This is a genomic window from Faecalicoccus acidiformans, assembly GCF_014202635.1.
Lineage (GTDB): Bacteria > Bacillota_I > Bacilli_A > Erysipelotrichales > Erysipelotrichaceae > Faecalicoccus > Faecalicoccus acidiformans.
Genome location: NZ_JACHHD010000013.1, coordinates 40,607 through 54,267, shown reverse-complemented (window position 1 = coordinate 54,267; position 13,661 = coordinate 40,607). Strand labels below are relative to the sequence as shown.

At 36.8% G+C, this 13,661-nt stretch carries 15 protein-coding genes; 1 reads left to right on the top strand and 14 read right to left on the bottom strand.

Going from position 1 to position 13,661, the window contains the following annotated elements:
* Position 1: 1 nt before the first annotated feature.
* The 14 genes from HNQ43_RS06880 to truB are packed head-to-tail and all read right to left on the bottom strand — an operon-like array spanning position 2 to position 12,832.
* Positions 2-904: a tyrosine-type recombinase/integrase gene (locus tag HNQ43_RS06880; protein ID WP_183376180.1), complete on the bottom strand. Its 903-nt coding sequence runs from the start codon at positions 902-904 to the stop codon at positions 2-4.
* A 12-nt stretch (positions 905-916) separates the two neighbouring features.
* Entirely contained in the window at positions 917-1,567 is a 651-nt protein-coding gene (locus HNQ43_RS06875; RefSeq protein WP_183376178.1) for a tRNA1(Val) (adenine(37)-N6)-methyltransferase, read from the bottom strand.
* Positions 1,560-2,732: a DNA polymerase IV gene (dinB, locus tag HNQ43_RS06870; protein WP_183376176.1), complete on the bottom strand. Its 1,173-nt coding sequence runs from the start codon at positions 2,730-2,732 to the stop codon at positions 1,560-1,562. Before dinB ends, HNQ43_RS06875 begins: the two co-directional genes overlap by 8 nt.
* Complete coding sequence (locus HNQ43_RS06865; RefSeq protein ID WP_183376169.1) at positions 2,725-4,374, bottom strand: AAA family ATPase; 1,650 nt, start codon at positions 4,372-4,374, stop codon at positions 2,725-2,727. Before HNQ43_RS06865 ends, dinB begins: the two co-directional genes overlap by 8 nt.
* Complete coding sequence (locus HNQ43_RS06860) at positions 4,371-5,102, bottom strand: TlyA family RNA methyltransferase (protein WP_183376167.1); 732 nt, start codon at positions 5,100-5,102, stop codon at positions 4,371-4,373. The genes HNQ43_RS06865 and HNQ43_RS06860 overlap by 4 nt, the downstream gene beginning before the upstream one ends.
* Positions 5,089-6,948: a 1-deoxy-D-xylulose-5-phosphate synthase gene (gene dxs, locus HNQ43_RS06855; RefSeq protein ID WP_183376165.1), complete on the bottom strand. Its 1,860-nt coding sequence runs from the start codon at positions 6,946-6,948 to the stop codon at positions 5,089-5,091. Before dxs ends, HNQ43_RS06860 begins: the two co-directional genes overlap by 14 nt.
* A 14-nt stretch (positions 6,949-6,962) precedes the next feature.
* Positions 6,963-7,814, bottom strand: coding sequence for a polyprenyl synthetase family protein (locus tag HNQ43_RS06850; protein WP_183376163.1), 852 nt, complete (start codon positions 7,812-7,814; stop codon positions 6,963-6,965).
* Positions 7,795-8,016 (bottom strand): exodeoxyribonuclease VII small subunit, encoded by a 222-nt coding sequence (xseB, locus tag HNQ43_RS06845; RefSeq protein WP_183376161.1) that lies wholly within the window; start codon positions 8,014-8,016, stop codon positions 7,795-7,797. Before xseB ends, HNQ43_RS06850 begins: the two co-directional genes overlap by 20 nt.
* Positions 7,998-9,347 carry an exodeoxyribonuclease VII large subunit gene (gene xseA, locus HNQ43_RS06840; RefSeq protein WP_183376159.1) on the bottom strand — a complete coding sequence of 450 codons (1,350 nt, stop codon included), beginning with the start codon at positions 9,345-9,347 and terminating at the stop codon, positions 7,998-8,000. The genes xseB and xseA overlap by 19 nt, the downstream gene beginning before the upstream one ends.
* Positions 9,344-9,721 (bottom strand): transcription antitermination factor NusB, encoded by a 378-nt coding sequence (gene nusB / locus HNQ43_RS06835; protein ID WP_183376157.1) that lies wholly within the window; start codon positions 9,719-9,721, stop codon positions 9,344-9,346. The genes xseA and nusB overlap by 4 nt, the downstream gene beginning before the upstream one ends.
* Positions 9,718-10,620 carry a 5'-nucleotidase gene (locus HNQ43_RS06830; protein WP_183376155.1) on the bottom strand — a complete coding sequence of 301 codons (903 nt, stop codon included), beginning with the start codon at positions 10,618-10,620 and terminating at the stop codon, positions 9,718-9,720. The genes nusB and HNQ43_RS06830 overlap by 4 nt, the downstream gene beginning before the upstream one ends.
* A 36-nt stretch (positions 10,621-10,656) precedes the next feature.
* The gene (locus tag HNQ43_RS06825) at positions 10,657-10,989 is read right to left on the bottom strand and encodes an Asp23/Gls24 family envelope stress response protein (protein WP_183376153.1); all 333 of its coding nucleotides are present in this window, start codon (positions 10,987-10,989) and stop codon (positions 10,657-10,659) included.
* A 42-nt stretch (positions 10,990-11,031) separates the two neighbouring features.
* Positions 11,032-12,003: a bifunctional riboflavin kinase/FAD synthetase gene (locus HNQ43_RS06820; protein ID WP_183376151.1), complete on the bottom strand. Its 972-nt coding sequence runs from the start codon at positions 12,001-12,003 to the stop codon at positions 11,032-11,034.
* A gap of 1 nt (position 12,004) precedes the next feature.
* Positions 12,005-12,832: a tRNA pseudouridine(55) synthase TruB gene (gene truB, locus HNQ43_RS06815; protein ID WP_183376149.1), complete on the bottom strand. Its 828-nt coding sequence runs from the start codon at positions 12,830-12,832 to the stop codon at positions 12,005-12,007.
* An 81-nt stretch (positions 12,833-12,913) separates the two neighbouring features.
* Between truB and HNQ43_RS06810 the strand changes: the two genes are divergently transcribed.
* Positions 12,914-13,657, top strand: a complete 744-nt coding sequence (locus HNQ43_RS06810) for a tRNA 2-thiocytidine biosynthesis TtcA family protein (protein WP_183376147.1) — start codon at positions 12,914-12,916, stop codon at positions 13,655-13,657.
* The last annotated feature ends 4 nt before the right edge of the window (positions 13,658-13,661 follow it).

Sequence of the window (13,661 nt, the reverse complement as noted above, 5' to 3'; positions counted from 1 at the left end):
ATTATTCCTCCTTAGATTCCCCTAGAAAATTAAAATACTGATCATAGGCTTTTGTCAATCTTTCATTTTGAATATGCGTGTAGATCTGGGTTGTCTGAATATCAGCGTGTCCCAACAATTCTTGTACTACACGAAGATCAGCGTCTCCTTCCAAGAGATGTGTGGCAAAGCTATGACGTAAACTGTGCGCCGAAATACGCGGATCTAAATGACACTCTTCTACTTTTCTTTTAATCAAAAGATGAACATATTGTCTGGTCAAACGTCTGCCATATCGATTAATGAAAAAATAAGGAGTGTTTTTACGGATCCATTGCGAACGTACAATATTCTGATAGAGTTTCATTTGTTCGATACAGCTCGACGCTATTGGGACAATCCGTTCTTTATCTCCTTTTCCCTGCACTTTCAAGATCCGTTCTTGAAGACGAATTTGAACTGTTTTTAAATCACACAATTCACTGACCCGAAGTCCACAAGTGTATAATACTTCTAAAATCGTTTTTTCATAAATGGATTGATCACTTTGATCAAAAGAATCAAACAATTTCTGAATCTCCATCTGCGTACAATATGTAGGCAAATGGTTCTTCTTTTTTACACCACGAACACTAAAAGCCGGATTCTTGATGTGCGGATGATTAGCAGAAGTAAATTCATGAAAGCCATGGATACTGGAAAGCATGCGATTGGCACTGCTTGGGGCATGACTATCTAAATAAAACATCAGAAAATCTTCAATATCTCCTAATGTAATCGATTCCATTTCCTGAATTCCTTTAGCTTGAAGAAAATCAATATACACTTTTAGATCCCTTTGATAACTTTTGAAAGTATTATTCGCACGATTTTCCACTACTTTGATTTCTAATAAGTAATCATTTAAAGCTTCTAACAATTTCATATTTACATTCTATCATCGAATAAATATCGGTTGAAGTACTTTACAGTCACAATTAGACTCTTTAATGGCCTCGATCAAAACCGATTTGACAATGTTTTGATCGTATGCAAATTGTATTGTTTTCATCTGCATATGATATTGATAAAGAGTCTGAGCAATTTCATTGAGGCGATTCGGGCGGTGAACAAAATAGAACCTCCCATTTGATTTAAGCAAGCGCGAAACACATTGGATAAGCTGTTGTAAAGTAAGATTTATTTCAATTCGTCCTAATTGTCGCAAATCGATCTTCGTTTGCTCGTGAGTACTTTGTACAGGAAAAAAAGGAGGATTCGAAATAATTACATCAAATGGTTGATCATGAAAATCCATAATGGAAGAATGAATGATCTGAACTGGATGTTTAAAAGAGGAAGCGTTTTTTCGTGCCACCTCACATGGTTCTTTCAATATTTCAACACCCACCAATTCGGATACCTCTTCACGATCACATATACTTAGCAAAGCACCATTGTTACATCCGATATCTAAAACTCTTTCGTTCGGTTTGATTTTCATGAAATTAGCTAACAATTTAGAATCGGTATTAAAATGAAAGTGCTCGGGATGTTGATAGATTTTATTTTCTGGGTCTATAAAATAATCTAACTGTAATTTACTCATCAGAATTCTCTTTCTTTAACAAATCACTGGCTTTAAAAAAAACTTTATCCTGAAGTTGTCTATTCAATGTATCTAGTATTCTTTCTGTATCAGGAACGACTTCTTCAAAGATCGTCGGTTGTTGGTTAACTTTTTCGTGGTTTTTAATAGAACCCATGTGGATTCCGATATGACGATATCCAACAGGTTCAAAATAAGTTTCCACTAAATTCTGAATGGCTTGATTCATAATCGGAAAGCTATTCGTATATGTTCCTAAATTGATAGAACGAACAATATTGTGGAATTCAGTATCACGCAACGATAAGGAGATCATCTTGCCCATTTGCCCTTCATGAATCATTTTTTGGCTGAGTTCTTTTGTTAATAAACGCGTTTGATTTAGGACCTCATCCATTGTATAAAAGTCGCGCTCGAAAGTTCTAGATAAAGATATGCTCTTACGGCTGGAAGAGACATCTAAATGATCCGAGCTTTTTCCGTGCACTTTCATCCACAAAGCATAACCGTTTTTACCAAGAGTTCGCAAAATGAATTCTTTGTTTTTATCATCAGCAAAATCGGCAATCGTTACGATTCCATTTTCTTTCAAGAATGGTATTGTTTTCTTTCCCAATCCGACGATAGACTCTATTGGCAAAGGATACAGTTTTGTCGAAATTTCTGATTTTCTCAAAACGGTGATTCCTTTTGGTTTTCGCATATCAGAAGCCATTTTAGCTAAAAATTTAGTGGGTGCTACCCCAATCGATACATTCAAACCTAGCTGATTATAGAGCTCGTCCTGGAGCTGGAAAGCCAAATCTAAAGGACGTTTAAAGCGCTTGATGATTTCCGTTACATCCATAAACCCTTCATCAATGCTACAAGGCTCAACTAAAGGCGTATATTTCTTCAGAAGATCAAAAAACTGAGAACTTACTGACCGATAATATGCATAATCTCCTTGTACAATTATAAGATCTGGACATTTTTTTATCGCTTCATATACCGGCATAGCAGAATGTACACCATATTCGCGAGCAATGTAATTTGCGGTCGATAAAACACCTCGTTTAGATAGTGAACCTACGGCCACGGGTTTGTTTTTCAATGAAGGATCTTTTAATTCTTCGCAAGAAGCAAAAAACGCATTGAGATCTACATGAAACAAAACTCTAGCCATAAAAAGTTCCTTCAGTGCGCTTTTTTAAATCTTGAGCAGCTTGGCGAGAAGCTTCAGTCAGCGTACCGCTAGACATAACAGCAAGTTCATCAATGCATTGAGCAGAGTCAAGCAAAACAACTTTTGTTGTTGTTTCATTTTCATTTGACGTTTTGATCACAGTGAAATGATCTTGAGCCCAGGCTGCAACACTTGCAAGATGCGTAATGCAGAGCACTTGATAGTTTTTAGACAAAATACGCATTTTTTCTCCCATTTTCAATGCAACCTTTCCACTCACTCCCGTATCTATTTCATCAAATATCAAGGTTTCAGTATATTTTTTTGTCTGAAATACAACTTTTAAAGCTAACATTAAACGAGATAATTCTCCACCTGATGCAGATTGTTTTAAGGGTGAAAAAGGTTGTCCAGGATTCATTGAAACTACAAATTCAATTTGATCGATGCCGTTAGCGGAATAAGGTTTTGGAGTGCAGTTCACTTTAAAGCGAGCGTGTTCTAGCATCAGATCCTTAAAATGATCTTCTAAAGCCAAAGACAGGGCATGAAAATGGTCTTTTCTTTGTTGAGATAGCAAATTTGCAAGTTTTAAATAATGTTGTTCTTTCGCGTCCAAATCTTTTTTAAGCTTCTCCAACAAATCTTCTCGATGCAAGATCGCATCGATTTGATTCATTAATTCTTCTTTTCGCTGCCACATCGCATTTAAAGACCCGCCATATTTACGAATTGCTTTTTTGAGCTTGAACTTTTTTTCTTGAAGTTCATCCAACTGATCTACTCCTTGCAAAAGATCTTCTTTTCGTTTTTCAATCTCATCTTTAAACTCATTCAAAGTATAGTAAATATCCTGGATCCATGATGCCTTTTCTTGAAGAACAGTGTCTTCATTCAAGTTTTTACTTAAAGAATAAAGATTGTCCAAAACTCCGTTTTCTTGATTTAACAATCTTAAACTCTCATACAATGAATCAATCGACCTTTGCGCATGCGATGCCTCCTCGATTCTTTGTTCCATTGAATCATATTCCTCTGGCGTCATATAGAGCGAGTCGATTTCATTGCATTGTTCTGTTAAAAGATCTAACTGATCAATATTTAAATCTTCCCCTTCAATTTTATGATATAAAGAGTTTGCACCTTCATAGGCATTAAAAGCGTCTTTGACCTGATTTCGTAATTCTAAAGCATTTGAGTATTGATCTAACAGATCCATTTGAACACGAGGATCCATTAAGGAATAGGTATCCATTTGAGAATGGACATCAATCAATTGTGAACAGAGTTTCTTCACAAAGCTTAAAGTTGTAGTCTGTTGATTGATTCTCACTGAACTTTTTTGATTCGATTGGATAATTCTTTGGATGATGAGCTCATCTTCGATAAAAAAACCATTCTCCTCTAATTCTTTTAAAATGGAACCATCAGGAAGGCTTAATACCATCTGAAGTATACAACGATCTTTGCCTTTCCGAACGATATTTCCCTGGATACGTCCACCCATTAAATACCCTATGGCATCGATCAACAAACTCTTTCCAGCCCCGGTTTCTCCTGTAATGACAGACATTCCTTTTGAAAAATCGATCATGGCTGAATCAAATAAGATATAATCTTTGACAAATAATTGTTCAATCACGAAAGATCCCTCCTTTTGTCTGCATATAACATATATTCCTGATTGCCGTTTCGTCCTTTAATGGGGCTTTCCATAATATGGATTTTTTCATAATATTGAAACATAAAGTGTTGCATATCGTCTAATATCGATCTTTGAACTCGCGTATTCTTCAATACTCCTTTAGCATTCAAATATTGTGGACCACATTCAAATTGCGGCTTGATCAAGATAGCACAATGGCGAATTTTCATTTTTTCTAAAACCGGTTTTAATATCGTCTTACAAGAAATGAAACTGACATCCATACATAAAAAGTCAATGGGATCATCAAACCAATCTGGTTCGATATAACGACCATTTTTCCCTTCCATTTTGATTACACGATCATCTTCTTCCAAAAGAGGAGCCAACTGGAAATGCCCCACATCTAAGCTATATACTTTTAAGGCATTCCATTCTAAACAAATTTGTGTAAAACCACCAGTACTTGCCCCTATATCTAGAACAACTTGGTGGTCTAGACATACATCATTTTCTTCTAAGCAAGCTTTTAGTTTATATGCCCCTCTAGAAACATACATGTCTCTTTGATCTATTTCGATTTGATCTTTAGGATCGACCAAAGAACTAGGTTTAAGCATTACTCTTCCATTTACCTTTACTTTTCCTGCTTTGATCAGATCTTGAGCTTTTGTTCTTGTCGAGACTTGATTTGCGGCTAAGACATCCAACCTAATCTTGTCCATAACGCTCAATTTCCCTGAATAAACTTTCTAAATCGATATGTTCCTTTTTTCGAAGAGAGCGAATCGATCCATGCTGAACATAGTGATCATCAATTCCTAAAATATGGATATGATTTTCTATTTCGTTTTGATACTCTAAGACAGCACTTGATAAACCGCCAATTTTGACATCTGTTTCATAGACATAAATGGGAAGATCAAGATTAAAAAGTTCCTTGCACATTTCTTGATCGATCGGTTTAAAGAAACGAGCATTTACAACGATCATAGATAAATTGTTTTCGTGTATCGTATGTATGATGCGATCAACATCCGGACCATAACTGATGATGATTGCCTTGGGATCAGAACCAATATCGAAGCGTTCCCAAGATCCAATCGAAATCAAATGAAAGTCTATTTTGTCAGTAACCGCTGTCTGACCGCGAGGATATCGAATACAGAATGGATGTTTGGTAGCAAACGCAGTGTATAAGAGATCATAAGCTTCTTGAGCATCCTTTGGTTGAGATAAGATCAAATTCGGAATGGATCGTAAAAAAGAAATGTCAAAAACACCTTGATGCGTTTCTCCATCATCCCCTACTAAACCGGCTCGATCGATCCCTATAACGACAGGAAGATCCATTCTTCCTAAATCATGATTCATCTGATCATAGGCACGTTGAAGAAAAGATGAATATATACTGACAAATGGACGAAGACCACCTAACGACATAGCACCTGCCATCGTTATCGCATGTTCTTCCGCAATGCCGCAATCAAAAAAACGATCCGGAAAAAGTTTGGCGAATTTTAAGAGTTTGCTCCCCTGTGCCATAGCAGGCGTGATCGCAACCACATCTTTGTTCTTTTTGGCCAGTTCAATCAGACCATCGCTGATGATATTTGACCAGGTTTTTTCATTGATCGGCAATTTCATCAAAGGTTGTCCTGTTTGGATATTGAAGGGCGAAACACCATGCCACTGACCAATCTTATCTTGTTCAGCATATCGATACCCTTTTCCTTTTTTTGTCCGTACATGGACAACAATAGGACCATCATGCTCTTTTGCAGCTTCAAAGACCTTGATCAAAGCTGGTATATTGTGGCCATCCACAGGCCCTAAGTAGTCTAAATTAAACTCTTGAAACAAAGGAGCATCGATCAATCCGGATTTGATACGATCACGAATCGAGGAAAAAACTTTTAAAGTTTCATCCCCCATTTTATTATGAGGCAGTGTTACTTTTATATCATTTTTCATAGAACGATACAAATGACTCGATCGGATCGAAGTGATTCTTTTTTCGACGCCGCCACGATTTTTTGAAATCGACATAGCGTTGTCATTAAAAATAATGATCATCTTGCGTTTTTGAGCACCTATATCATTTAGGGCTTCCAAACTCATGCCTCCAGCCAAAGCGCCATCTCCAATTACAGCAATAACTTCATAGTTTTGATGTTGTACATCTCTTGCGATCGCATAACCTAAAGCGGCACTTAATGAAGTAGAAGAATGACCAGCTTCCCAACAATCATGAGGACTTTCCGATCGTTTCTGATATCCAGATAAACCATTCAGTTTTCGCAATGTCGCAAATTTTGTCGAACGTCCTGTTAGGATCTTATGAACATACGATTGGTGCCCGACATCAAAAATCATTTTATCTTTAGGTGAAGAAAAAACATAGTGCATAGCTATAGTTATCTCTACGATACCAAGATTGCTGGAAAGATGACCGCCGGTTTTTGAGATATTTTGAATCAAAAAATGACGGATATCTTGAGCGAGCACATCGAGCTGTTTCATCGAAAGATTTTTGATCTGCGAAGGATCTTTGATATCGTATATCTGCATATAAACATCTCCTATCAATATTTACGTTGAATCAAATAGTTTAAGATTTGCTGGAAGCAATCGTGGTCTCCGGGAATCTGATTTAACTGATCTTTGATCTTTTGTTCAAGGTCTAAGACAATTTTTGAAGCCTTTTGGAGTCCCAAAAGAGAGATGGCAGTTGCTTTGTCATTTTTTTCATCACTCGTTGATTTTCCTAAAACTTCACTAGTTTGTGTTTTATCTAAAATATCATCCTGGATTTGAAATTGGATTCCCAATAAAATTCCAATTTGGGTCCAAGCTTCTATATGTTCTTCTTGCTGACTGAGAACGCAGGCACAACGCATGGGTAAACTCAACAGCATTCCTGTTTTATAGATTTCTATTCTTTTTAACTCATCAAAAGAGGTCAGCGGATGATTTTCAGTCTGCATATCCAGATCTTGTCCTAATATCATTCCATTGATTCCGGCACATTCACTCAAAGATTTAACTAATTTAACTTTTTGAAGGTCAGAAGCATCCGATTCAAGAACAATTTCAAATGCTTTTGTCAACAAAGCATCTCCTGCTAAAACAGCAATTGCCTCCGAAAATGCTTTATGGCAAGTAGGATGACCACGGCGAAGGTCATCATCATCCATACAAGGAAGATCATCATGAATCAAAGAATATGTATGAATCATCTCAATAGCTCCTGCACATGAAAATCCGCTATGTGGATCTACTCCTGCATCTTGTAACAAAGCAAACAAAATCATAGGACGAACTCTTTTGCCGCCATTCATCAAGGAATAATTCATAGCTTCTCTTGTTTTACTTGGTATATCCTTTTGAAGAGTGCTTTGCAGATATTCTTCAAACTCATTTTTCAGGGTCTTCATGAGTCTCCTCCTGAACTTCCATTAATTGATTGACTTTTGTTTCAAAGGCTTCCAATTGCCTTGAGCATTGTTTTGATAACATTAATCCTTCTTCAAATAAATCCATTGCGGTCTCCAACTCTAAATCTTGATCGTTGAGTTGATTAACGATCGCATCAAGGCGTTTCATTGCTTCTTGAAATTTTAATTGTTTTTCAGCCATGTTTTTTCCTCCTTCGATATAACAAGTGCATCAAACGATCCTTTTTCAACAATGACCTTGATAGGATCATTGATTTCGAGTTCTTTGATATCGTGTATTGGTTTTTCACCTTTTAAGGCAACGCTATAACCCCGTTCTAATATTTTTAAAGGACTGCATGCATCCAATAAAAGCATAGTTTGCGCAAATTGCTGTTTTCTACGTTCTTGTACCATCAGGATCGTTTGCGTTAATTGATTGTTTTTTTGAGATATATCTATTGCTCTCAGATGAAAAAAACGTCTGATTTGTTGGAAGAGTTCATGATCGATCTTCAACAATTGTACTTTGTTTTGTTGAAGACGATAACGACTATGTTCCAAAGTCTCTTGCGCATAGTCAAGCCGCATCTTCTTCTCATATACCCAAGACAAAGGATCTTTTAAATAAGGATGATTTTGAATATATTTCAACTGTGACATCTGATGATGTAAAATCGTATGGATCCGACTCTCGATTTGCTTTTGACTAGCTCGAATCTTCTGAGAAATCTCGATCTGATCTGGCGTGACCCATTGCGCTGCCGCTGTTGGAGTAACAGCACGATGATCACAAACCAAGTCACATAAAGTAGTATCAACCTCGTGCCCCACTCCGCTTACGGTATATGTCTTACAGTTATATAGAGTTTGAACAAGTTCTTCATCGTTGAAACAAAACAAATCTTCAAAACTTCCGCCGCCGCGAATGATCAATAAAGCATCGTATTGTTTTTGGTCCGCTTTTTGAATCGCATTGATCAAACTTTTTGGCGCCAGATTACCTTGAACATAACTAGGGTATAGATCGATCTTCAGCATCGGCCAACGTCGCTGAATCGTTTTTAAAGCATCTTGTAATGCTGCTCCCTCTTTGGCGGTAATGATTGCAATATGATCAAACCACTCGGGTTTTGTTTTTTTATGATCTTCGGAAAAATAACCTGCTTCCTTAAGTTTTTTATATCGTTTCTGATATTCAAGATACAAAGCGCCTAGACCATCTTGTCGAATATTGCGAACATAGAGTTGTAATGAACCGCGAGGTTCATAAACATTAACGGAAGCTTGTACTTGAACTGACATGCCTTCTTCTAAGGAAAAATCTAAATGACGAACATATGAAGAAAACATGACACAGTTCATCTCGCCTTTTTCATCTTTCAATGAAAAGTAATAATGACCTGATCTATGTTTTGTTAAATTACTGATTTCACCCTGGATCCAGACACGCGAAAAATCAAATGTCTCGGTAAGAATCACTTTGATTCTCTGAAGTACACTAGATACCGCAACGATCCGTTCTTGACTCATAGCCGATCTAATACTCCGTTGATCAGTTTATAACTAGAATCATCACAATACTCTTTGGCAAGAGTGATGGCTTCATTGATAACAACAGCACGGGCAGTTTTAACTTGTTTTAATTCTTGGTAGGAAATTAAAAGGATAGATTGTTCAAGGAGACTTAAACGGTCAAAAGTCCAATCCTCACGCAGACTCTGATTGATTTGCATGATATAAGCATCTTTATTATCTATGAGTTCAATTGTCAATGCATATAGAAACTCATCCACTTCATTTTGTCCCTGAGTTAAATCATAAACCGCCCGTCGAATATCCTTTCCTAAAAGTAAATTTTGATATATGCTCTTCATTGCGATAACGCGTTGTTCGTGTCGATTCATTTTGGTTCCTGTCCTTTCTTATAGGGTACTCGTGCACTGGGGACCACTTCACTGGCCCCAAGTCCATGAATGTCCTGATCATCAAAAAATATATTTGCGCCAAAGCTCTTCAAAACTTCAGTTTTTCCCGCTCCTTGTAAGAAAAATACTTCATCTACATCGATATTCCATTTACGCAGAGTCTTAAGAACTCTTTTTCCTGTATTCTTATCACGCGAAGTAACAATCGCCGTCCGAATCAAATGCAGATTCTTTGTATTTTGTTGTAAATTACTTAAACAAAACAAGAATTTAGCTAAAGGCCCCTTTTTAAGTGCCACATCTTCATTGAGTAATTCATTTTCAACAAAAGCATCCAACCCTTTTTGTTTAAAAATACGTTCGCTTTCTGGAGAAAACAATACCGCATCAGCATCAAAAGCGATTCGAATCTGATCGGCCGGCTGTTCATAAATACGATCTGTATTATAAACCAAACCGGCAGCAAATCCGCTGTTGATGGCTTGATTGACATCATCTTCGTTACAAGATAAAAACAAATCGACTCCAAAAGCATCGAGATACCTAGAAATAGTTTCTCCTCCACTCATCGCCATACGGTTGATATCCAATCCATAATGATCCAGCGAATGAATGATCCGCAATGACGTTTCTGCAGAGTTTCTAGACATCACGATAACTTCAACGAGCTTTTTATTCGTAATCGTGTTAATAGAAAGAAGATTTTGAACAAGAGTAAAGCCAGTTCCTGGCTGCAAGATCTCGTCTTCGTGAGACAGCTGATAATCGCGATAAGCTTCCAAACCATCTTGTTCAAAAACAGCATTTGCATCTTCTAAATTAAATAAAGCACGACTGGATATTCCCACAACTAAATAATCATCAAATGAAACAGGCATATTGTTCTCCTTAAAAAAAAGGAATCCTAAGATTCCCTAAAAGATAAATCCAACCACTTGAATCTCAATTGATTCAGGTTTGAATCCGGTCATATAAGAAATACTTTCAAAGATCTTGTGTTGAAGATTAGCGCAAACATCTGAAACATTTGCTTTATAATTGATTTGAACGGGAACAACCATTGTCAGTTGGTTATCCTGAATCTGGGCTGATAATGTATTTGAATTGCGAAGTCGAGTATTTTCAACAAGCTTAACATTTTCATCCTCTTCAATTACATTTAATGCGATGGATGAAAATACACTTTTGTTGAGTTTAACCGTTCCCAACTGATCTTGATTTTCTAAAGTAATATATTCCTGTGCCATATTTGTCACCCTCGTTTCTTTCTTTATTATAACAAAAAGAGACTATTCCATAAAGACATTTTTGTTCCAAAGCTTTGCTGTTGTCGTAATCAGGTCTGAATGTTCATTTAACTGTTCTTTGGTTGTTAAAATATCTCGTTGCAGCTGTGACTTTAATGCTGAGACACCACTAAATCGCATTTCATCACGAATACGATCTACAAAATATAATCGAATCTTTTGATCGTAGAGATCTTTGTTGAAATCAATCAAATGGGCTTCAATAGTAAGCGCATCGTTATTGAATGTTGGATTCTTTCCAATATTGATCATTGAAGGATATAAGATGGATTTCCATTCAGCCAATCCGCTGTAAACTCCTTCTTTAGGAATTAAATACTCGTGGTTCAATCTAAGATTAGCTGTTGGAAAGCTAAGCAAAGAAGATCCGCGATGATATCCATGTTGGACAATACCTTCTAGACTGTAACAAGCACCAAGCATTTGTGCAGCATGCAACACCCACCCTTGTAAAAGACTATTCTCAATCCTCGTACTCGATATCTTGCCATTCTTATCTTGAATTTTATCGATCACTTTGACTGAGAAGAAGTTTTGATTGTGTAGCGTGTCAACATTTCCTTGATTTTTATATGCATAAGCAAAATCAAAGCCACAGATCAAATGTTTTATATGAAGATGGTGTAAAAGCAAATGAAAATCATATACAGATAAAGCCGCAAAATCTTCAGTAAAATGTAATATGATCACTCGATCCAATCCCATTGCTTCTGCAATCTTCATTTTATCTTCTAGAGGCAAGATATGATAAATTTTACGATCCGGATGAAAAATGGTCCATGGATCTGGATCAAAAGTGATCAAAGAACTAGGCAGAGATTCTTTTTTAGCTTGTTCTAAGGTTTCAAGGATCAAAGCTTGATGCCCTTTATGCAGACCGTCAAAAAATCCGATGCATGCAATGGAATCCGATAAAGGCGGTAAATGAGTATGATCGATTCTCAAGATCTCCATATTACCATAACCCCCTTTTACTGCGATACAAACCACAGCAGTCTTTTTGATAGATTGCAATCGGATCCTGATCGTGAGTCAGTAAAACAAGTTCTGAATCCGAATCCAAGGATAACGGTTTTCCGTGATAGACATCTTTGGGATCCTTTATTTCTATTGAGGGCAAATGATCTAACAACGATAAAATAGAATAGAAATGAGGATTTGCTTGGATTTGTTCCAGTGTTTGTGCCTGTTTCAAATCAAAACGACCAACAGCTGTCCTTACAAGACTTTTCATACATCCTAGATTATTTGTTTTTCTTGCAAATTCATCACATATTGAACGGACATAAGTTCCAGAAGAACAATGAACTTCAAAAACAAGTTGATCTGTATCCAACGCTTGAATCGAATAGATTTTTATCGTTTGATAGACGGGATCAATTTCTTGTCCGGCTCTTTGATAGTCCATTAATTTTTTTCCATTGATTTTTTTTGCAGATGTCATCGGAACTAATTGTCTATGATCTCCCAGAAAAGATTCTAAAACATTCGAAAAATCAAAATTCAATTGGATCGGCTTTTGCTCCAAGACTTGTCCATGTATATCCATCGTATCTGTAGAAAACCCCAAGGCAATTTCTGCCTGATACTTTTTATCCGTATCGTTTAAAAACTGTAAGATCTTGCAAGCTTTACCTACCAATACGATGAGAACGCCAGTTGCCATAGGATCCAACGTTCCCGTGTGCCCTACTTTTTTTGTATGTAATATTTTTCGAATTTGATTTACGACATCATGACTGGTCATCCCGGCCGGTTTATTGACGATCAAAACTCCATCCATGTCATCACCAGAATCATTTTACTTTTTTTTGAAATCCTTGGCAACTGCTATATAATACCAACAGAAAGCAAAGGAGGCTTTATGAAAATTCAACCAATTCTCAGGGCCATTCGTAATGCAGATCAGGATTTTTCCATGATCGAAGATGGCGACCGGATCGCCGTGGCTCTTAGCGGCGGCAAAGACAGCATGCTTCTGTTTTTGGCTTTATCGATTTATCAAAAGTTTTCAAAACATCCGTTTGAATTATGCGCGATCCATGTCGATGTGGGTTTTGAAGATAAAATAAACCAAACAATGATCGATTTTGCGAAACAATATAACCTGGAGCTATATATCGAAAAAACAAAAATATTTGAAATCTTGAAACAACATCGCACATCCAAGGGAAGATTGCCTTGTTCTCTTTGTTCCACACTTAAAAAGGGGGTTCTCTTTGAAAGAGCAAAAGAGTTATCCTGCAATAAAATCGCGTTGGGACATCATCAGGACGATGCGATCGAAACCTTGTTTATGAACATGATCCACGGTTCTAAAATCGCTACGTTTCAACCTGTTCAATACATGTCACGGATGAACATGTCAATGATTCGTCCTCTGATTTATTGTAAAGAATCGCAAATTATTCATGCTTGCCAAATCAATGAAATCCCAAGTGCGAAAAAGATTTGTCCAAATGACGGCATTACGATGAGACAAGAAATGAAAGAAATGTTAGAAAACATCTATCAATCTTATCCACAAGCCAGAGACAATTTTTTAACCGCTTTATCCAACGAACAACAAATTTCTCTTTGGCATAAAAAAAAGCACAAAACAACATAAAAGT

Excerpts from the sequence above, each read along its gene's own strand:
- dxs (WP_183376165.1), bottom strand. The coding sequence starts at position 6,948 with ATGCAGATATACGATATCAAAGATCCTTCGCAGATCAAAAATCTTTCG.
- HNQ43_RS06850 (WP_183376163.1), bottom strand. The coding sequence starts at position 7,814 with ATGAAGACCCTGAAAAATGAGTTTGAAGAATATCTGCAAAGCACTCTT.
- HNQ43_RS06830 (WP_183376155.1), bottom strand. The coding sequence starts at position 10,620 with ATGCCTGTTTCATTTGATGATTATTTAGTTGTGGGAATATCCAGTCGT.
- HNQ43_RS06880 (WP_183376180.1), bottom strand. The coding sequence starts at position 904 with ATGAAATTGTTAGAAGCTTTAAATGATTACTTATTAGAAATCAAAGTA.
- HNQ43_RS06825 (WP_183376153.1), bottom strand. The coding sequence starts at position 10,989 with ATGGCACAGGAATATATTACTTTAGAAAATCAAGATCAGTTGGGAACG.
- xseA (WP_183376159.1), bottom strand. The coding sequence starts at position 9,347 with ATGAGTCAAGAACGGATCGTTGCGGTATCTAGTGTACTTCAGAGAATC.
- nusB (WP_183376157.1), bottom strand. The coding sequence starts at position 9,721 with ATGAATCGACACGAACAACGCGTTATCGCAATGAAGAGCATATATCAA.
- HNQ43_RS06810 (WP_183376147.1), top strand. The coding sequence starts at position 12,914 with ATGAAAATTCAACCAATTCTCAGGGCCATTCGTAATGCAGATCAGGAT.
- dinB (WP_183376176.1), bottom strand. The coding sequence starts at position 2,732 with ATGGCTAGAGTTTTGTTTCATGTAGATCTCAATGCGTTTTTTGCTTCT.
- HNQ43_RS06875 (WP_183376178.1), bottom strand. The coding sequence starts at position 1,567 with ATGAGTAAATTACAGTTAGATTATTTTATAGACCCAGAAAATAAAATC.
- truB (WP_183376149.1), bottom strand. The coding sequence starts at position 12,832 with ATGGATGGAGTTTTGATCGTCAATAAACCGGCCGGGATGACCAGTCAT.
- HNQ43_RS06860 (WP_183376167.1), bottom strand. The coding sequence starts at position 5,102 with ATGGACAAGATTAGGTTGGATGTCTTAGCCGCAAATCAAGTCTCGACA.
- HNQ43_RS06820 (WP_183376151.1), bottom strand. The coding sequence starts at position 12,003 with ATGGAGATCTTGAGAATCGATCATACTCATTTACCGCCTTTATCGGAT.
- xseB (WP_183376161.1), bottom strand. The coding sequence starts at position 8,016 with ATGGCTGAAAAACAATTAAAATTTCAAGAAGCAATGAAACGCCTTGAT.